Origin of the sequence: Chryseolinea sp. T2, from assembly GCF_037203685.1 — a bacterium.
In the GTDB taxonomy this organism is placed as follows: Bacteria; Bacteroidota; Bacteroidia; order Cytophagales; family Cyclobacteriaceae; genus Chryseolinea.
The window spans coordinates 46270-65715 of the sequence record NZ_JBBCAU010000009.1 but is presented as its reverse complement, the minus strand read 5'-3'; the positions used below and the strand labels follow the sequence as shown (position 1 = coordinate 65715).

15 protein-coding genes are annotated in these 19446 nt (G+C 47.0%); 4 read left to right on the top strand and 11 right to left on the bottom strand.

Going from position 1 to position 19446, the window contains the following annotated elements; genetic code table 11:
* Positions 1-3: 3 nt before the first annotated feature.
* Positions 4-1209, top strand: coding sequence for a porin (locus tag WBG78_RS25175; RefSeq protein ID WP_337329280.1), 1206 nt, complete (start codon positions 4-6; stop codon positions 1207-1209).
* Between the two features lie 92 nt (positions 1210-1301).
* Here WBG78_RS25175 and WBG78_RS25170 read toward each other — a convergent pair whose 3' ends face one another.
* From WBG78_RS25170 to WBG78_RS25160, 3 genes are read right to left on the bottom strand one after another with little or no spacing between them, the layout of a single operon-like run.
* Positions 1302-2333 carry an adenylate/guanylate cyclase domain-containing protein gene (locus WBG78_RS25170; protein ID WP_337329279.1) on the bottom strand — a complete coding sequence of 344 codons (1032 nt, stop codon included), beginning with the start codon at positions 2331-2333 and terminating at the stop codon, positions 1302-1304.
* On the bottom strand, positions 2333-2707 hold the full coding sequence (locus WBG78_RS25165) for a response regulator (RefSeq protein WP_337329278.1): 375 nt from the start codon (positions 2705-2707) through the stop codon (positions 2333-2335). The genes WBG78_RS25170 and WBG78_RS25165 overlap by 1 nt, the downstream gene beginning before the upstream one ends.
* Positions 2688-6608: a sensor histidine kinase gene (locus WBG78_RS25160; protein ID WP_337329277.1), complete on the bottom strand. Its 3921-nt coding sequence runs from the start codon at positions 6606-6608 to the stop codon at positions 2688-2690. The genes WBG78_RS25165 and WBG78_RS25160 overlap by 20 nt, the downstream gene beginning before the upstream one ends.
* 321 nt (positions 6609-6929) lie before the next feature.
* On the opposite strand from WBG78_RS25160, the gene WBG78_RS25155 reads away from it, so the two are divergent.
* Both WBG78_RS25155 and WBG78_RS25150 read left to right on the top strand, forming a co-directional pair.
* Entirely contained in the window at positions 6930-7298 is a 369-nt protein-coding gene (locus tag WBG78_RS25155; RefSeq protein ID WP_337329276.1) for a DUF4242 domain-containing protein, read from the top strand.
* Positions 7299-7715: 417 nt separating this feature from the next.
* Positions 7716-8957: a leucine-rich repeat domain-containing protein gene (locus WBG78_RS25150; protein WP_337329275.1), complete on the top strand. Its 1242-nt coding sequence runs from the start codon at positions 7716-7718 to the stop codon at positions 8955-8957.
* Between the two features lie 54 nt (positions 8958-9011).
* Here the strand turns inward: WBG78_RS25150 and WBG78_RS25145 are convergent, their stop codons facing one another.
* From WBG78_RS25145 to rsmA, 8 genes are all read right to left on the bottom strand, one after another.
* Entirely contained in the window at positions 9012-9521 is a 510-nt protein-coding gene (locus WBG78_RS25145) for a hypothetical protein (protein WP_337329274.1), read from the bottom strand.
* A 13-nt stretch (positions 9522-9534) separates the two neighbouring features.
* Positions 9535-12510, bottom strand: coding sequence for a TonB-dependent receptor (locus WBG78_RS25140; protein ID WP_337329273.1), 2976 nt, complete (start codon positions 12508-12510; stop codon positions 9535-9537).
* Positions 12511-13276: 766 nt separating this feature from the next.
* Entirely contained in the window at positions 13277-13672 is a 396-nt protein-coding gene (locus WBG78_RS25135) for an HIT family protein (RefSeq protein WP_337329272.1), read from the bottom strand.
* Positions 13673-13684: 12 nt separating this feature from the next.
* Positions 13685-14161, bottom strand: a complete 477-nt coding sequence (gene greA, locus WBG78_RS25130; protein ID WP_337329271.1) for a transcription elongation factor GreA — start codon at positions 14159-14161, stop codon at positions 13685-13687.
* Positions 14162-14344: 183 nt separating this feature from the next.
* The gene (locus tag WBG78_RS25125) at positions 14345-15169 is read right to left on the bottom strand and encodes a pentapeptide repeat-containing protein (RefSeq protein WP_337329270.1); all 825 of its coding nucleotides are present in this window, start codon (positions 15167-15169) and stop codon (positions 14345-14347) included.
* Between the two features lie 46 nt (positions 15170-15215).
* On the bottom strand, positions 15216-16157 hold the full coding sequence (locus WBG78_RS25120) for an NAD(P)-dependent oxidoreductase (protein WP_337329269.1): 942 nt from the start codon (positions 16155-16157) through the stop codon (positions 15216-15218).
* Positions 16157-17515 carry a magnesium transporter gene (mgtE, locus tag WBG78_RS25115; RefSeq protein WP_337329268.1) on the bottom strand — a complete coding sequence of 453 codons (1359 nt, stop codon included), beginning with the start codon at positions 17513-17515 and terminating at the stop codon, positions 16157-16159. The genes WBG78_RS25120 and mgtE overlap by 1 nt, the downstream gene beginning before the upstream one ends.
* On the bottom strand, positions 17496-18290 hold the full coding sequence (gene rsmA / locus WBG78_RS25110; RefSeq protein ID WP_337329267.1) for a 16S rRNA (adenine(1518)-N(6)/adenine(1519)-N(6))-dimethyltransferase RsmA: 795 nt from the start codon (positions 18288-18290) through the stop codon (positions 17496-17498). Before rsmA ends, mgtE begins: the two co-directional genes overlap by 20 nt.
* A gap of 86 nt (positions 18291-18376) precedes the next feature.
* Between rsmA and pdxA the strand changes: the two genes are divergently transcribed.
* On the top strand, positions 18377-19396 hold the full coding sequence (gene pdxA, locus WBG78_RS25105; protein WP_337329266.1) for a 4-hydroxythreonine-4-phosphate dehydrogenase PdxA: 1020 nt from the start codon (positions 18377-18379) through the stop codon (positions 19394-19396).
* Positions 19397-19446 lie beyond the last annotated feature (50 nt).

The window sequence follows — 19446 nt, the reverse complement described above, 5'->3', positions numbered from 1 at the left end:
GGTATGACCGCAAGAATCAAAATCATTGTGTTCGGCTGTCTGCTGCTTGCGTTAAATGCACATGCTCAGGAAAGCTATTGGATGAAACCCGACAGCTTATTCAAGTTCGTTCAGCCTACTGCGCAATTGCAGCTATGGGGAACGTACTCTATGGGAGAGAAAACGAGAAAGGTTACCAGTGGTCCGCTTGAACCTGTGGAGGACCGCCTTGGATTTCTTATTCGTCGTGCGCGTTTTGGATTTAAGGGAAAGCCGTATAAAAAGCTTAGTTATACCCTCACGGTACAATACGACAATCTGGGTAAAGACAAGTTCAGCGCTGTGCGTGGCAGTACAAATACCGGCACGTTAGGCATACTGGATGCGTTCGTGAGCTGGCAGCTTACGCAAAACGAATTGCTTTATGCCACTACTGGTTATTTCCAGCCACAGATAAGCCGCGAGTGTATTACCGGCGACTTGCTTGTGAATTCACTGGACAAGTCTCCATCACAGACTTACATCCGACAGCACATCGATGGAAAGAGTTATGGACGCGCAGTGGGTTTGAACCTCGGCGGTATGAAGCGCAGCGGAACAGTAACGCTTGGATACAACGTCGGTATTTTCAACAACACCAGTACTGCAACTGACGCGGGCCCTGAAACTTCCGGGTACTACTGGAGTCCACTAACTGCGGAGCGTCTGACCGTTACTTTTGGTGATCCCGAATCGAAGACGTATGCCATTAACTATGACGCCAACAATTACTACAGCAAGCGCAGGGGCGTAACATTCGGTGGCTATGCGACTCAGCAGGGCCACACCGACATCTTCAAATCAAATACCGCCATTGGCTTTGATGTGTTATTGAATTATAATGGATTGAATCTCGATGGTGAGTGGAGCATCCTGGAGCGTCATACAGAATCGGGCAACTTTAATTCCCAGACCGGTCACATTCGTGCAGGCTATAACATTGTTGTTGGCAAAAAGTATTTCCTTGAGCCTATGTTCATGGTCATGGCATTTCACGGTGATGACGGCGCACAGTTTTCAGGAAACGATCATCAGTATGATGCGGGCGTGAACTGGTACCTCAACAAGAAATCGTGCAAGCTCAGCGCGCACTATTGCTGGCAGGAAGGCGAAGGCAACAATGGTTATACCGATGGAGTGACTTTTCAGAAAGGAAACTTCGCGGCACTGGCGCTCGTACTGCTGATGTAGTCCGGTTGTCTCACTTGTGAGCACAAACTTCGAATACTAACTCTCATTGCAATTGGTCAAGCACAGCAATGAGAGTTTATTCATTTATAACATCAGCTCATCACCTGGTACAGGGTCAGGGCCGCCGCTTTATTTTTCAGTTTGATCTGCCCCAGCGATTGACAGTCAAAGGAGTTTTTGATTTTATTATAGGCCTCTTCAGTAATAACGATCTGCCCTTCTCCCGCAACAGACTGCAATCGTTGGGCGGTGTTGACCATATCGCCAACAACAGTATAATCAAGCCGGCGCAGGGAGATGGCGCCAATGTTTCCACTGATGGCCTCGCCGCTGTTAATGCCAATTGCTACTTTCGGCGAGAATGATAATTGTGACGGCAACGTATCGATCTTGTTCCTTATGTTCAAACTTGCATCGATAGCACGATCGAGGTGATAGTCGCCTTTGAATACGGCCATGACGCAATCACCCATGAACTTGTCGACGATGCCCTGCTGAGCAATGATCTCTTTAACCATAACGTCGAAGTAGCCATTCAGCATTCGGACTACGGTGTCTGCAGGTTCACGCTCACTGATTGCTGTAAAACCGCATATGTCGATGAAGACAACCGTGGCGTCGACAGTTTCGTTTGCTGAAACTGAAGCCTCGTACTCGCGGCTGCCCATGAAATGCAGCACGTTCTGATCAACATACATCTTCAGGATGTTATTTTCCCTGATCGCCTGTAATGTTGATTTGATCTGGTTAACATGCCTGATCGTCTTTTCCATGGTCACTTCCAGATCCTCGAAGTTCACTGGCTTGGTGACAAAATCGAAAGCACCGCGATTCATTGCCGTGCGAATGTTTTCCATATCGCCGTATGCAGATACAATTACCGTCTTGCTGAGAGGTGAAAGTTCATTCAGCTTCGACAGCAACGTAAGGCCATCCATCTCCGGCATATTGATGTCGCTGAGCACAAGCGAAATGTCGGGATGCTCCGCCATTTTCTTTAATGCATCAACACCGTTGGTGGCGAATACGAATTCATAATGTGATTCACGAATCTGCCGCCTGAACTTCTGCCTGATGAGTGACTCGAGGTCTGTCTCGTCATCGGCCACCAAAATCTTCGTCATTAACTGTTAAGGTTTAGCTTTTCCTTTAAAAGGGTAAAATCAACGGGCTTAGTGAGAAAATCATCGGCACCCAGTGACTTAGCCATGTTAAAATTTTCGGCGTCGCCATAGGCGGTAATCATCATCACAACAGGAGGCGGTTTCATATAAGTCCTCTTTACCTCGACGAGCAATTGCAATCCGCTCATGCCAGGCATATTAATGTCGGATAGTATTAACAATGCCTCGTGATTCCAGCGCTGCAGCAATTCAAGAGCGTCCTCACCTGAGAAGGCAAAGGCGAACTCCACGCGTTTATCCCGGATTTCCTTTCTGAAGCGTTGCTCAAACAAAACCTTGACGTCCTGCTCGTCGTCAACCACGAGTATTTTCATTTATAATAGCATTTGGTAATACAATGATGAATGTAGTCCCCTGCCCCACTTTTGTCTCAACTTTTAGTTCTCCTCCATGCCCTTTTGTAACGATCTCGTAACTCATGCTCAAACCAAGGCCCGTGCCTTTGCCAGATGGCTTCGTTGTAAAGAATGGTTGAAAAATCTTGTCCAGTACCGACTGTGGTATACCCGTCCCGTTGTCGTTCACGCGTATCTCGACGTTGTCGGATACCTTGTGCGTGCTTACCGTCACTGTTGGCTCATACTTAACTCCGTTGACAAGCCGGCCATTCAACTCCGATCTCTTCTCTGCAACGACATAGAATGCGTTGGTAATGAGGTTGAGGATAACCCGCCCCAAATCCTGCGATACAACATTTATTTTACCCACAGCAGGATCAAATTCAGTCTTCATGCTTGCGTTGAAAGACTTGTCTTTTGCCCTTAAGCCGTGATAAGCAAGACGCAGGTATTCATCGGCAATAGCATTAATATCCGTTGGCTCTTTTGTTCCTGAACTGGTTCTTGAATGTTGCAGCATTCCCTTCACGATAGCATCCGCCCGTCTGCCGTGGTAACTAATTTTAGATTCGTTGTCTGCGATGTTTTGCGCCAGCTCTTTCACATGATCTAAGTTGCCCGACGCGATTTCTTCGTTCATCTCCTCGAGCAGTTCTCTGTTAATCTCCGCAAAATTGTTTACGAAGTTCAAAGGATTCTGAATCTCATGAGCGATTCCAGCCGTGAGTGCGCCCAGGCTAGCCATCTTTTCGGATTGAACAAGTTGTGCCTGCGTCTCCTTCAGGTGAGTATATGCTTTTTCAATCTCACGTGCCTGCTTGAGTTCTTTCTGTCTGCTTCGTTCCCGTTCTCGTGCCTTGATGCTGCTTCGTATTCCCTTATCACCGGCATAAACAACGCCGATAAACGCCAGACAGTAGCTCACATATGCCCACCAGGTCTGCCACCAGGGCGGATGGATAGTGATATGAATAGACTTTCCTTCTTCATTCCAAATACCATAAGCATTGGAAGCGCGAACCATAAAGTCGTACTCTCCTGGATCGAGGTTTGTATACGAGGCAAAGTTCCGGTTGTCGTATACCCAGTCTTTGTCGTAGCCTTTGAGCATATGGGCGTACTGATTCTTCTTTGGATTAGCGAAGTGTAATGCAGCAAATTCAAAACTCAGGTTGTCCTTGTTGTAGGGGACTTCGATGCTCTTTGCATTTTCCAGACCACCGGTCAATTGAACTTCGTCGTCGGGTGCAAGCACCGATTTGTTGGACACCAACAAATTGGAGAACACTACGATGGGCGGAGTCTTGTTCGCTGCTATACTGGTAAACGTCGTGAGTCCATGTTCGCCACCGAAATAGAATCTGCCGTCCGAACTCTTGGCACCGGTCAGTGTCGTAAACAAATCGCCACCCAGGCCATCAGTAGAATTGTAATTTATGAAGGTAACTTTTCCAAGCTTTTCATTGGGTACCATTTGGGAGATGCCATTCTCAGTCGCTATCCATAGTTCGTCATTGTCACCTTCCAGTATGCTGGTTACAATGTTTGTTGGAAGGCCATCATGCTCACCATAATTAATGAATTTACGGGTCTGCCCGTCGAATTTGCTAAGACCGTTGACACTAGCCAGCCAAATATTGCCGCGCTTGTCCGAGAGAATGTCATTAACCTGATTGCTGATCAATGAATTGACATCATCAGGTTTATAAGTAAAGGTTTCAACTGTTCTTGCCACCTGGTCAATGCGACTGACGCCACTTCCAATAGCACTTACCCAGACATACTTATCCGTTATTTCGACATCCTGAATGTTGCTACCTGCAATCAGCATCTCATTTGTTATTGACGCCTGCGACTTATCAATTTCCGTGAGAATACTTTCATCTCCTATCTTCAGGAGCGCAATACCGTACAGGCTGATTTGATCAGGAGCCTGTTCGTTCCAATTGCCGTAGGCATGGCTGTCGTCAGTCTTGTAACGCAGCAGGTATGAACCTGCTTCAAGCTTAACTGGCGCGACCACTACTCTGTTCTTGATACCACCGCCGGCATGATGTGTACTCTCAAATTCGGGGAAGGACCATATGGTGTCGTTCTTGAGATTTTCAATCCAACCGAAATCCGCAGGGCTTACGTAGTCGGCTTCACCCGTTACAACGAGGACATAGGTGCCCGAATCCTGAATTTCAACTTTCAGCGTTTTGTCTTCAATGTTCTGTGCCTTGTCAATCTTTCCAATCAGTCCATCGCCCGACATAAGATTGTCAAGTGATGTTAACAATGAAAGAGGATAGTGCTTGGCATCTCTGGCCACGATCCTTTGAAAATTTCCGGTAGCAGGATCCAAGACGCAAAGGCCACTGTTGGTCCCCACCCAGAGTTGTTTGTCCTTACCCTCGCGTATTACCCGAATCACATTACCCGAGATACTAGTTTCAGACTTAGCATCGTAGCCGTATCTGGCTACTTCATGATAATCCTTATCCAGCTTAATAAGGCCATCTCCAAACGACCCTACCCACACACTGCCATCGCGCGCTTCAGTAAGCCCTCTAGCCGAACCGCCGAAACGGTCATTAACAAATTTTATGGGCACCTTCTGGAAGGCCGCCCTGGAAGGGTCATAAACATTTAGTCCGATTCCCCGAATGCCGACGTAGATTACGCCTGGTTTCACCGTCGAAGCAGCCGCGCCGAAGATGCTATTGCCGGTGATGCTTGACGGATTGGTTTCTTCATGGACAAAGACTGAGAATGGTTTATTTACCGGATCATACTTGATGGCACCATTCTCCAATGAACCAAACCAAAAGATGCCGCTCTTATCAACTGTAAGACTAGTCATGGTGATATTCCATGCCCGGCCGGGCACCCTTGTCCTTCCGGCAATTGCTATTTCCTCGTAGGCATCCGAGCCGGCGGGAAATTTCAACATGCCTCGCCAGTTATTCATTACCCAAACATTGCCTGAAGGATCGCGGACAATATCATTGAAGTGGTTATTGTTGTCCGCCATGGACTCTGTATAGATCTTGATGGTCTTGAGCTCCCCTGCTTCCGGAAAATATTTGTAGACTCCATTCCTGCTTGCAATCCAGACTATATCATGCTCATCAATGTAGAGGGCTGTGATGTAATTTTTTTCGATGTTAAACGCTGCGGGAGCAGGACTTTCATTTAGTACCACCTGCTTAAATCCTTTGGCACCGGCCGGCATGTGCATGAGTCCAAAGGCGCTCGACGACGACCAGATTCCTCCTTTCGAATCTTCAGCGATGGCGAGTGTCGTACCTGAGTGTGGTGCGCGCGGATCAAGCTGCGGAACATCATAAAAAGCAGGCTTCCAGTCATCAGCCGCCGGGTCAAATTGGGCTAGTTCAATATCCCGCGTCCCCGCCCAGAGCCTCCCTTGGGAATCACGCAGGGTTTTGAAAACCAACTCGTCAATGCCGGCAGTCAGATTAAATCGTGGTGAAAATTCATAGTTTTTAAATAACCCTGTCCTGCGGTCGAGAACAGAAACACCTGCGCCATTCGAAACCCATAGGTTGTTGTCCTTATCTTCAGAAACATGCCATGCCACATTGCTGGCAATTGAAGTCGGCTCGTTGAGGATGCGCTTGTAAGTTTGGAATCCATAGCCATCGTACTTCTGCAACCCATTATTGGTGCAAAACCAGAGGAATCCATAGCTATCCTGAAATACACTGTGCACGATCGCTGAACTTAGTCCATCCGGAACGGAGAGATAGGACACTTCGATCGGATGCTGAGCCGAAGTCTGAGCACAGGTACGACCACCTGTAAAGACAAGCAAAATAATGATCGCGCAGACCGGCAAATGCGGCAACTGCCTGTGGGCTCGGGATCTGCACATAAGTTTAGGGGGCCTGGAATTTGCCACCTAAGAAGCATATTTCTCTGATCAGAACCTATAGCTCAATCATGATAAAGTAAAATGACGATGATGATCCAAGCGTCTTACGGATGCAATGAGCAGTTCACATAGGCAAGCCTAATTTTGCTGGCTACCGCACAAATTAGGGAATGGAGTTGAGGAATATAGGGAATGGTCCCGATTTATGACTGTGATGGCCTCTTCACCTTTGTATCGTGCAACGCAGCAACCAGACGACGCTCACCAGGCGCGCCGGTGGCAGCGAACACAACTCAATAACAAATTCAAAAAATAAAGAAAATGAAAACGATCAGTATGATTGCCGTCATCGCGATGATGACCACCCTCTCCTTAACGCGCTCAGCAGCGCAAACAACAGGTACAAAAACAATAGCCATGAAACGCTACATGGTTGAACGCTCCTTTCCCAATGGTTTAATGGTGCCCATCAACGAAGAAGGAAGCAAGCTTTGCCTTACTGTGGTGTCGAAGAACCTGGAAGACAACGTAACGTGGGTTCACTCCTACGTAACACCCGACAAAAAGAAAAGTTACTGCATCTACGATGCACCATCGCCTGAAGCTATTCGAAAGTCGGCAGAAAAGACAGGGCTGCCAGTGGGCGCGATTGTAGAGGTAATGGTGCTTGATCCGTACTTCTATAAGTAGCATAGTGAAATCAGAGTGAGGAACAGTGTGAGAGTGAAATTCATCGCTCTCACACTGTTCCTTACTCTTATTCGCTCTCACACTTCACTCTCACTCTGTTATTGCGTTGAATCCTTTCATTTACAAGTCAACTACTCGGATAGCCCAATTGACTGCTCAAGCTGGGCATAATGCCGAGTAATCTTTTCATCCTGTTTGTCTTTTCCGACGACCCCAATTCGCCGCAGCCAGCAAAACAATACAGAAAAACAAGACCCTATTTGATGGCAACCCGCCCTGTTTTAACTTGCCAGGAAATTCGCACTTCAACTTGCCTGACGCTGTAGAAAGACAGTTGGTGTGATAAAACCGTTGATATCTATTTAAACGTTGATATACAAACATCTACTATTTGCATTGTTGGTTACAGGACTCACAATGCCTACTGCCTCGGCGCAAGGGCGCAAAATCCTTGGAAGGATACTCGATAAGGAAGAACAAAAGCCCGTTAGAAGTGCCACCGTTATACTTGATGGAACTGCTTCCAGTACTGTTACCAATTACCTTGGCTACTTTGAATTGAGTGTAGATTCTTCTGCGACAGCTATGACAATTTCGCATCCGGAATTCAATACAGTGCGTATTGCCATCCCCCTGGAAGACAAGTTCAAATTGACATTAGAACGAAAACAAAAGGATTCCATTTCAATACCTGAGCTGGTTCCATTTTACAATCATGTCAGAACCGAGCTTAAATACCCGGCAGAAGCGCGACGAATGAAAATCGAAGGCATAGTCCAGGTTTCATTTGAAGTTAACACTATGGGTAACACCTCAAATGTGAAACTGATGAGAGACATCGGCTTTGAATGTGGTCGTGAAGTAGTTCGCACTATTACCTCCCTGCCTCCGTCATTTGGCAGAATGATATCAGAAGAGACTTCTTTTACCAAATTCATCCTTCGCATTCATTTCGGTTTAGGAAGAGACTACCATGAACCTGCAAGTGATCCAATAGAACAGGCAGAAGGTGTTTTTATCCTTAATCCCGTGTTTCTTACAGCGATGGGTATCGACCGTCCGAATGCTGATACTTCGACTAGTCAGTTTAACATAATCATCGGCGATGATTATTACAACAGTCTCACCACAGCCCTTAAACATCCGAAGAATGCAAAGAGATTGTCGCTTGTTGATCAGGGATACACAAAATTTCCGGACGAAATCCTCCAATTGTCAAACCTTGAACTACTTGACCTCGAGAAAAACAAAATTTCCGTGCTGCCGGAAAACATCAATTTTCTTTCGAAGCTTCAGGGACTATTTCTTTTCGACAACCAGCTCAAGACTTTGCCGATGAATATTACGGGGCTGACAAAACTTAGAACATTAAGCGTTGCATCCAACAAACTCAGCGTAGTACCTGACGCCATATTCTCGCTGGAGAAACTTGAAGAACTTGATCTCAGCAACAATCAAATCCAGACTTTGCCTGCGGCAATACAATCGCTAAGCAACTTGCGGACGCTAGCGCTTAACGACAATTCTATTAAGACATTGCCCGCTGAAATATTCCAATTAAAGAAACTGCAGAGGCTTTACATTAAAGGTAATCCCATAAGTGCTGAAGAACTTGCGCGCATAAAGTCAGCCATGAGAAAGGTCGAAGTGACCTTTTAAAATCAGAGTGAGGAACAGTGTGAGAGCGATGAATTTCGCTCTCACACTTCACTCTCACTCTGACACATCTACTGGTTCTGCATTGGAGCCGATGTCGCCGGCAGCGACTACTGTCGCGCCAAGTTTAACTCTCACATTGGCATCGTAAGCGTCCAGGCCATCGAAGAAAGTCTCGTCTTTGATCGTGAAGTATTTGTACGTAGTAAACCCTCCGGATTCCCCGTTGACTTTGTCCAATGCCTTGCTTACCGTGCTCGAACCATCGATAAGAGCGCCGATGTATATTTCGGAAGCGTACTCGGTATCAGGATCAGTGTTGTACAATCCCATTTGTACCAGCGTAACAGTTGAGCTGTACTTGTAAAACACGATTCGGCCGTGAATGTTTTCACCTCCCGGATCGGCAGCGCCAAGTGTGTAGGCTTTATAGGTTGTTACTGTACCGCCTCCTGGCATAACACTGGTCGCCGGCTGGTAGTCTTCCTGTTCACACGAGGTCAATAAGCCTGCGATTGCCAGCGCTGTCACGATGATTAAACCCTTAATCAATAAATTGTATTTCATAATTCCTTTTTGATTAGAAGTTGAACATGATACGACCATAATAATACGCGCCGTTAGATCCTTGCTGATTGTTCGAATACAGATAGAAGCCCTGATTTTCTACACGCATGATGTCCGGGTAGTTGTCGAAGATATTGCTGCCACCTATGGAAAGCTTAATGTTCTTTGACAGATTATAGTTAAAACTCAGGTCAAATACCCATTGAGGGGTATACTTCTGGTCGTAGTAGTTGCCTTCGGAATCAGTCGAAGTAGAAAGTTCTGTCACAGAGCCAAAATATGTGCCGCGCAACATCGCAGAGAACTTACTCTTTTGATAGGTAAGTGATCCGATGAATTTCTGACGAGGCGTACCTGTCTCGAACTGACCAACCACATCGCGGCTGAGATACTTTCCTATCAACTCTTCCTCAGTAAGATTCTCGACGTTCAAATCAAGTGGCTTACGGTTAGTGATTTCATTCTGCGCGAAGATTGCGGCAAGATTAAACGTTAGGCCGGAGTTGGCTGTGAGGCTAAGGGCATAGCTACCGACCAGCTCAATACCGCGCGTGCGTACGTCCGCACCGTTGACAAAGAATTGTGCTTCTCCCTGTCCTATTACTTCGTCGTAGTGATTGCCGACTTCACCGGCATTGAAATAGCCTGTGCGGAATATGCGATCGTCGACATCTATCTGATAGGCATCTGCTGTGATTTCGAACGCTGGTAATGGCTGGAAGGTGAGGCCAAGTGAATAGGTGCGGGATTCTTCCTGCTTCAATTCCTTGATTCCCAGGACACGTGCGGCTGTGCTGTTAGTGGGATATGTTGTTACATCCAACGGTTGGGGTATACCATTCTCGTCAGGAACAAACGCTGTTGCCGTATGCGTATAGTTAAGTTCCTGCAGTGAAGGCGCCCGAAACCCGGTAGCAGCGGAACCTCTTAACGATAACTTGTCTGTAATACTGTATCGCGCCGACACTTTTCCGATTTGCACCGCGCCGAAGTCCGAATAGTTCTCAAAGCGAACTGCACCGGTGACGAGCAGATCCTCGGTTATGTCAAGTTCAGCATCGAGGTATGCGCCCATTGTTGTCCGGAATTCGTCACGCTCGTTTTTGGGACCAAAGCCTGCGAAGCACTGGCAATTCGCCGATAGTGACTTTACAGTTATCTCCTGACCTGAGTTCACACTGATCGGATCTCCATTCTCGTCCACCATCGGAGCGCTGCTTGCATCCTGCAATGGCTTGCCATCGGGGCCAACCAGAAAGCCATCTTCAATCACAGTAAGTACACCCGCGTCACCATAAGTGTAGGCTTCTTCCTGCCCTTTTTCGATGATATAGTTCTCAATCCTCATCTCGGCACCAAAAGCAATGTTCAGCCCGTGCAAAACATCAGGGAATGACCTTGAGAAGTCAAGGTTCGTGCTGTTTTGTGAAAACTGGTGAGTACCCAGAAACATATTCACGGGTGAAAGCGCACCCATGGACGCATTGATTGTATTTTCCATCCCAATGCGCATCCGGTTTTTTCCGAATGTGTTGCTGAAGTCTACATTGAACTCTCCGACCTTGCTGCGAACACCAATGGTGGTTGATATGTCGGCTGTGTTCGACGTCATCTGGGGCCTGAATCCGTTGGGATACAGCAGATAGTTAAACCTGTCGGTTTGAGCCGGACGCCGAAAGTAACAGGAGAATCCTTCCAGAAATTTGTATGATGCACCTCCGAACGCATAAATGGTTGTATTTTCATTCAGATCATACCCCGCATTGTAAAACATACTCCCAAGCGTAATAGCGGGCATACCTGCATACACTGCAAAGTCTTCGCGCTTCAAGCCGCGAGCATCCATGATCCCCTCCTGTGTACTCAACGTTGTTGCAAGAGCAGCATCACCGTCGGCCTGGGCAGCAACAAGCTCGGGATTGGTAATTACGGGATTACCGTATTTGTCGGTTCGCTGATTAAGCAGGTAAGTGTCGTCATAAAATCCCCAGTCGTTGATAAACGGACGAAGCGTGTTTCTTTTTTGAGTAACCTGTCCTGATACATTGAAATAGCCTTTGCTGCCGATTTCAAAACCATAGTTGGCATCAAGCTGATAATTGAATCCATCCGGATCTCCGTCGGGAGTGATCTTTTCCGGTTGATTGTTCTTCTCCATGGATTCCGTTACAGCCTTATTGTTGCCAGAATTCAGATAACCTCCACCGGTAAGGCTACCTGTCAGTTTACCAGTGCTCTTTTTCAGAATGATGTTGACCACTCCGGCAACGGCATCGGAACCGTACTGCGCCGCAGCGCCATCTCTGAGGATCTCAACCTTTTCTATGGCTGATGCGGGAATAGTCATCATGTCGACAGACGTCGAAGGACTTCCAACTGCAGTGCCAGTGATGAGCAGCGCAGATGTATGACGACGCTTACCGTTGATCAGTACCAGGATTTGATTGGGGGCCATGTTTCTCAGCTGCACAGGATCGACGTGAGAATCCAGATCTCCGCCCTGGGATCGTACGGCATTAAAGCTTGGCGCTACGACGGCAAGCATTTGCGCCAGGTCCATTTGGGGCATGTCACCCATAATGTCGGCAATTGAGATCACATCCACCGGCACAGTCGATTCTAAAACGGTACGCCCAACGTTACGGGTACCTGTCACAACGAGTTCTCCCAGTTCGCTGTATGACTCCACCATCTTCACGTCCAGCGAAGTTGAATTCCCAACTTCAACCTCCTGGGTCTGAAGTCCAATGAAACTAAATACAAGAATATCTGCAGGAGAAGCCTCCAAGGAATAGATGCCCTTTTCATTTGTAACAGTGCCTCTCGCCGTGTTTCCCTTTACAAAAACATTTAAACCGGCGATGCCCTGCCCATCGCTTTGCGTGGTGACTTTGCCGGTGATTGTTTTAAGCTGTGCAGTCACGCTGATGGCACCAAACAAACATATTACTATCAGGAAGGAAGTTCTTTTTCGTAAAAACAATTTCATTTCAATGATTGTTAGATTTAGACAATACACTACCGTTCCGCCTTTTTTCAGAGGCGGTCGCGGCAGTAAAGACAATACAGATCTGCACCACCTCATTCGGTGAGGTGTGAGACCTTACAATCCGGCAAAGGCCGGAACTGCGCACGTTTACATCTGGTTACGCCCAGACTTGTGGGCCGACTGAATTAAGATGAACTGTAGTGTTGTGACATCGTGGGTAAGGTTTAGGTTATGAGTCTAAGCGTTTGGTCGGAAGGGAGGAGAGCACAGACACGTAACTCATCCGGTGCGGGAAGAAACCGGGGAAATTTCCCGGCCAGAGCTCGGTGTCTAAAGCAATTATATTCACCAGTTCCAGGGACAACGGTCCCGATAGGCGCAGCACAGCTCAAGCGACCGCCTATTCGAACTTAACAGAATAAACTATCTTTTCAAAAGACGATTCCGGTGTTTTATTCGTTGAATTAGCCGCTATGCCGGAACAAAATTCTGTTATAACTCATATTCATTCGTTTGAATATGTGAGGCAATCGTATGTAGGTTACAACAGAGAATTAAGAGCAGTCTGATAAAACAAAATCATTATTTTATCAGAACATCCCCTTTAAAATCTCAAATGTCAAGGTATTGAAGTGCCGCCAGCAAAACTGAGTGCAACTGACTGATGCGGCGTAAGCACGAGATCAGAACGAACCCGCTATATGTAGCGTGACGCTCCTGAAAAATTCAACGACGATAAATGAATATGCAAGTTCCGAATGGCAGACTATGCAAGCGCGCCTTTGATCTGCTCTGCTATGGACTTTAGTTCCTCCTGGCCCGGTTTGAGCTTTGGCCGGGTAAAATTGAGATCGTCCGCGCTATCCATAGGAATTAAATGAACATGAGCATGAGGAACCTCCAAACCTATTACGGACACTCCTATGCGTTCACATGGCACAACCTTTTCAATTCCCAGGGCAACCTTTTTTGCAAAAAGGTGTAACGCCGTGAGTGATGCATCGTCAAGGTCAAAGATATAGTCGACCTCCTTCTTAGGGACTACCAGAGTATGCCCCAACACGAGAGGATTAATATCCAGGAAGGCGATGCAATGCTCATCTTCAGCGACGATGTGCGCTGGTATCTCGCGACGTATGATCTTTGTGAATATCGATGCCATGAATGTTATTGACTAGGCTGATATCTCCATTACTTCGAATTCAATCTCACCTGCAGGCGTTGTGATCTTCGCTACATCACCAATCTTCTTACCGAGCAACCCTTTGCCTATGGGCGACATGGTTGAGATCTTCCCCGCCTTTAAATCGGCTTCTTCTTCGGATACCAGTGTATAGGTAACTTTCGCGTTGTTCTTCTTGTTCTTGATGGTCACACGCGACAGGATCGATACCTTCGAAGTATCAATATTGGTTTCATCGAGCAGGCGGGCATTGGAAACCAGGTCTTCAAGCTGAGCGATCTTTGCCTCAAGATGACCCTGTGCGTCTTTAGCAGCGTCGTATTCCGCGTTCTCACTAAGGTCACCTTTGTCGCGCGCCTCTGCGATCTGATGCGCAATATCAGTGCGTCCTTTCGTCTTGAGTTGGCTCAATTCAGTCTTAAGTTTCTCCAGGCCGTCTTTCGTATAATAAGAAATCTTCTTGCTCATGATCACCAATAAATTTATGTCTGGTTATTGCGCAGCTCAAGGAACAAACCATTCGGCGGCGACAAAAAAAGAAACAACGGTCTCATCGCTGAGACCGTTGCCGTGAACAAAGGTAATACTTAATTGCTTTTATGCAAAAATGACGTTTGCACTGCCAAGGCACCGGTGCGACGACACAAGTCGCTACATACCCACTAATTCAGGAAGGCTGGTCTTAAGTTGCGATAGAATTTCTTCGTCGAATCGGGCTAGATAGAGCGTCTTTACTTTGGAGAGCTGTTCTACCGTAAGTCCTTTTGCTCCTCTGAGATCGGCCTTGTAGAGGCTAACGTTCTCGAAGTCGGCGCCCATCAAATAGCAGTTTCGGAGATTTGCTTCCATGAGAAACGCATTGTTAAAAGTGGCTTTGATCAGAAAAGCATTCTCGAAGTTTGCTTTAATAAGAAATGCGTCGCGGAAGTTTGCGCCACTGGCGTATGCACCTTTCAGGTTTGCCTGGTTCAGATTCGAATTTTCAAAATTCGTCTGATTGAGTCGCGCATTCTCCATGACAACCTCGATCAGCGACGACTGTGAAATATTTGCAGAGTTGATATTGGATCCTGCCAGATTCACATAGTTGAGGTTCGTACGCGGCAGGTGACAGTTTACAAGATTGATCTCGTGAATCTTGTGGCGGTTGAGACGTTTAATATTACCGACTGTACGAAACGCGGCTTCTTCGGATTCCCACAAACGAAAGTCATCAATTTCATCTTTATAGGTCCTGATGCGTCTTCGGATTTCACCATTGTGATTCAGCCAGAATATCAGGATACCGATGATGGCAATGTCGAAGATCATGCCGTGCGCTTCTGCAAGGATCTGAGGAATGAATGAGTCGAACTCATTCAAATAGTAAGGAAGGCTCAGGCCAACTACGAGAAATGTGATAACAATGAGGACGAGGGTGGACGTAAGCAAAGGCTTTTCAATGATTCCATTGAAAACCTCCTTTAGCTTCTTCATTCGCTGTTGCACGTAGGGCATATTAGCAGGCTGCAGTCCACTAAGCTCAGGACTGCGAAAGCACTTTTATCTTGTTAACCAAAGCTACGTTTATTTTCACATGTGATTCAAACGTCCAGCCTGCAATGTGGGGGGTGAATATTACATCGGATCGTTTACGTAAAAATTCAAAACTGGAAGCCTGTTCGGCGGTAAGCCGATCCAATTTCTCATTTTGAAGCACATCAAGAACTGCACCGCGAAGCAGCCCGAGCTGTAGAGCTTCCGCCACAACACGCATTTCAACAATCTCACCGCGAGCCGTATTCGCCAGAATTATCGGCCTGCGGAACCGCTTCAGATAATCTATCGTGATCAGCCCCCTGGTTTCGGGGGTAAGAGGAATATGCAGACTCAAAATATCTGCATTTTCCCAAATCTGGTCCATTGTTGATTCTTTACAGAATGTGTCCGAATAGGTGGTTTTGTATTTGTCGTATGCGATAATGTTACATCCGAATCCCGACAATCTTTGAGCAAAGGCCCTGCCCATATTGCCGTATCCAATAATTCCGACGGTCTTCGACATGATTTCTTCACCACGATTTGCCTCACGCTCCCACTGCATCTGTCTGACCTGTGCATCAGCCCGAGGGATATTTCGCATAAGACTCAGCAACGCCCCCACCGTATACTCACCTACTGCATCTCGGTTTCCTTCCGACGCATGCAATACGGCAATGTTATGCTGATGCAAATATTCAAGATCAAGATTATCAAGACCCGCTCCTGCCCGTCCGATAAAACGAACAGTGGGTGACGGCCCCAGAAGCTCGCCGTCAATAAACGTCTTACTTCTTACGATAAGTCCGTCGTAGTTCGACGCAATCTCCTTAATACGTGCTCTGCTAATGTCCGGCTGATAATCAACCGTCCATCCTATTTCCTTTAACATGGAAAAAAGGCTCTCATGCATTGGATCTATTACCAGGCAAACTCGTGAACTCATTAGAGCATGAAGTGAACAGTGATGAAATATACCGTAAGTCCCAGAAGGTCATTTGTTGTCGTGATGAACGGCCCTGCCGCAAGTGCCGGATTGAATCCGGACTTACTCAGGATAAGTGGCGTAACGGTACCTATAAACGACGCGAATAAAATAACGCTGAACAGCGCTATCGATACAACCAGAGAGAGTTCGTATTCTCCAAAGAGAACGACATTTGCAGCGAACACCAGTCCCGATAACACGATGCCATTCAACAACGCCACAAAGAAAACTTTCAGAAGGCGCTTCCAAAGTCCCTCATCAACGAAGTCAGGATTGGCAAGACTTTGAACGATCAGTGAAGAAGACTGAATCCCTACGTTGCCGCCAGTTGCCTGAATCAATGGAGTGAAGAAAGCAATTGCTGTGATCCGCGCCAGCTCTGCTTCGAATAAGCCCATGAATTTGGCATTCATAAGCCCGCCGAAAATGCCGATCAGTAACCACGGCAGGCGGGCGCGACTGTTACGCCATACACTATCATCTTCCTCAACCTGTTCGCTGATACCGGCCATCGCCTGACGCTCAGCTTCGGCCTGCTCAGTGATTACGTCGACGATATCATCGATAGTGATACGACCGACGAGTTTCCCCTGAACGTTCACAACAGGAATAGATTCAAGATCGTATTTCTTCATCAACTCAGCGACGTCGGTGTCTGATAAATACGTCTCGACGGCAACGCCGCCTTTCTCAGTAATATCTCCAACAATGGTCTTGGCATCTTTGAGGATCAGATCCTGCAGCGCAACTCTTCCGAGCAGAACATCATTTTCGTCGACAACATATATCGCATAAAACCGATCAACACTTTCCGCCTGCTTCCTTATTTCTTCTATGCATTCAACAACCGTCCAATAGTAACGCGCCTTGATAAGCTCTTTTGCCATCAAGCCACCCGCTACATTCTCTTCATAGCGCAGTAGTTCTGTTGCCTGGATCCTGAGTTCTGTGTCGAGGCCGGAAAGTACCTGCTCGCGTTCCTTAATTGGAAGTTCATTAAGAATATCCGCGGTATCATCTGACGCCAGCTGATTAAGTAGCACGATGACCTCAGATGGAGGATATGCTTTTAGAAAACGCTTACGCGTGTCGGGGTCGAGATCACGAACAACTTCCGCCTGTACATCGACGGCAAGCAGATCCAATACATACTTTGCTTCCTCGGGATTGAACTCATAAAGCAAGCCCGTTATATCGGCAGGCTTAACATCTTCGAGTGTCTTCCTGATGAAATCACTTTGCCGCTGATCCAATGCTTCCTGGAAGCGATCACGGAATTCTTTCGTCAACTCAAATTCAACCAGCGGCTCCTCCACGACGTTGTTCGATTATCAAAGTGAGTGATACAAATTCACCGACAGACAACTGCTCAGCGCGCTTATCCATGATTTCAAGGCCTGAGATTTCGGCTGGCAAATTTAGATTTTTTAGTGCGTTGCGCAAGGTCTTACGTCGCGTATTGAACGCTTGCTTCACCACCCTGAAGAACAAAACCTCATCGCATGGAAGACGCTCCACATCATTGCGTTCAAGTCGTATCACAGCCGACATCACCTTTGGTGGCGGAGTGAATACACCCGGAGGAACTTTGAACAGATAAGTTATTTTAAAGAAGGCCTGCAACAGCACCGAGAGGATGCCATAGGTTTTAGAACCGTGTGAAGCAGCAAGACGATCGGCGACTTCTTTCTGCAGCATGCATACTACCTGATCAACTCTATCCCGATTCTCCAGTACTTTGAAGAATATCTGCGACGATATGTTGTAGGGAAAGTTGCCGATAACAGCAAAATGACCTTGAAAAACAGAGGGCCATTCTGCCTCGAGTACATCACCTTCTATAATACGTCCCTCCAGCAAGGGGAAATGTTGCTTCAAATAGGCAATTGATTCACGATCAATCTCGGCCACTTTAAGATCGATCTCATCGCGACCGGTGAGGTAACGGGTGAGGACACCCATACCCGGGCCGATTTCCAGTAGCGGCATTGGTTTGTTTTCAATCACAAGACCGTCTACAATGCGACGTGCGATCTGCTGGTCGTGCAGGAAGTGTTGTCCTAAAGATTTCTTGGGTCTGACCTTGTTCATATATTACTACTCACGACACATAGGGCACAATCTACAAGGAACAGATAGATATTTTCGCTAAATCGCCAAGATATTGAACACAGATCATGACGCAAGCAATAAAGCCGCGCATTGGAATTACACTTGGTGATGTAAATGGCATTGGACCTGAGGTCGTCATCAAGGCACTGGCCGACAATCGTGTACTCAACATGATAACTCCGGTGGTGTATGGATCCACTAAGGCAATTTCATTCTACAAGAAGCAACTCAACATTGAAGATCTTCATTATAGTCAGGTAAGGACAAAGGGACAGCTTTCACCTAAGACAATTAATGTTGTCAATTGCTGGGAGGAGTCGCTTGAAATTGTTCCGGGTAAAGCATCGACTCAATCCGGGAAGGCGGCACTCATCGCACTTAAACAGGCATGTGAAGAACTTAAGGAAGGAAGCATTGATGCTCTGGTAACGGCACCTATCGACAAGAATACCATTCATAGCGAGGAGTTTCCATTTGCCGGACACACCGAATTTTTAACGCAGACTTTTGGCGCAACGGATAGCCTGATGTTCATGGTAAGTGAGGCACTTAAGATCGGGCTGGTAACGGAGCACATACCTATAAAGGATGTGGCCTCTGCCGTGACCAGGGAGAAGATCGAAGCCAAGCTGGCCATCATGGAGCGATCACTCAGGAAAGACTTTGCCATTGGTAAACCGAGGATTGCTGTGCTTGGATTAAACCCTCACGCCGGAGATAATGGTCTTATTGGTGAAGAAGACGAAACGGTGATTAAACCGGCCATCGCTGAGAGTCGCAACAAGGGTCGGCTCACCTATGGCCCCTTCCCTGCCGACGGGTTCTTTGCTTCGGGCAATTATACCAAGTACGACGCAATTCTGGCGATGTATCACGATCAGGGGCTGCTGCCCTTTAAGACCATAGCGTTTGAAGAGGGTATAAATTTCACGGCCGGGCTGTCTGTCGTTCGTACATCCCCCGACCACGGGACGGCTTATTCGCTTGCCGGTAAGAACCAGGCCAGCGAGCTATCGATGCGCGCTGCAATATTCAGTGCAGCCGATATCTTCAAAAGCCGAAACGAACCTTTGACAGAGAAATGAGGTAATTCATAGCAGTTTCATCCCTTGTGCCGATCGGCATGTGGGGATTG

Excerpts from the sequence above, each read along its gene's own strand:
- WBG78_RS25175 (WP_337329280.1), top strand. The coding sequence starts at position 4 with ATGACCGCAAGAATCAAAATCATTGTGTTCGGCTGTCTGCTGCTTGCG.
- WBG78_RS25170 (WP_337329279.1), bottom strand. The coding sequence starts at position 2,333 with ATGACGAAGATTTTGGTGGCCGATGACGAGACAGACCTCGAGTCACTC.
- WBG78_RS25165 (WP_337329278.1), bottom strand. The coding sequence starts at position 2,707 with ATGAAAATACTCGTGGTTGACGACGAGCAGGACGTCAAGGTTTTGTTT.
- WBG78_RS25160 (WP_337329277.1), bottom strand. The coding sequence starts at position 6,608 with ATGTGCAGATCCCGAGCCCACAGGCAGTTGCCGCATTTGCCGGTCTGC.
- WBG78_RS25155 (WP_337329276.1), top strand. The coding sequence starts at position 6,930 with ATGAAAACGATCAGTATGATTGCCGTCATCGCGATGATGACCACCCTC.
- WBG78_RS25150 (WP_337329275.1), top strand. The coding sequence starts at position 7,716 with ATGCCTACTGCCTCGGCGCAAGGGCGCAAAATCCTTGGAAGGATACTC.
- WBG78_RS25145 (WP_337329274.1), bottom strand. The coding sequence starts at position 9,521 with ATGAAATACAATTTATTGATTAAGGGTTTAATCATCGTGACAGCGCTG.
- WBG78_RS25140 (WP_337329273.1), bottom strand. The coding sequence starts at position 12,510 with ATGAAATTGTTTTTACGAAAAAGAACTTCCTTCCTGATAGTAATATGT.
- WBG78_RS25135 (WP_337329272.1), bottom strand. The coding sequence starts at position 13,672 with ATGGCATCGATATTCACAAAGATCATACGTCGCGAGATACCAGCGCAC.
- greA (WP_337329271.1), bottom strand. The coding sequence starts at position 14,161 with ATGAGCAAGAAGATTTCTTATTATACGAAAGACGGCCTGGAGAAACTT.
- WBG78_RS25125 (WP_337329270.1), bottom strand. The coding sequence starts at position 15,169 with ATGAAGAAGCTAAAGGAGGTTTTCAATGGAATCATTGAAAAGCCTTTG.
- WBG78_RS25120 (WP_337329269.1), bottom strand. The coding sequence starts at position 16,157 with ATGAGTTCACGAGTTTGCCTGGTAATAGATCCAATGCATGAGAGCCTT.
- rsmA (WP_337329267.1), bottom strand. The coding sequence starts at position 18,290 with ATGAACAAGGTCAGACCCAAGAAATCTTTAGGACAACACTTCCTGCAC.
- pdxA (WP_337329266.1), top strand. The coding sequence starts at position 18,377 with ATGACGCAAGCAATAAAGCCGCGCATTGGAATTACACTTGGTGATGTA.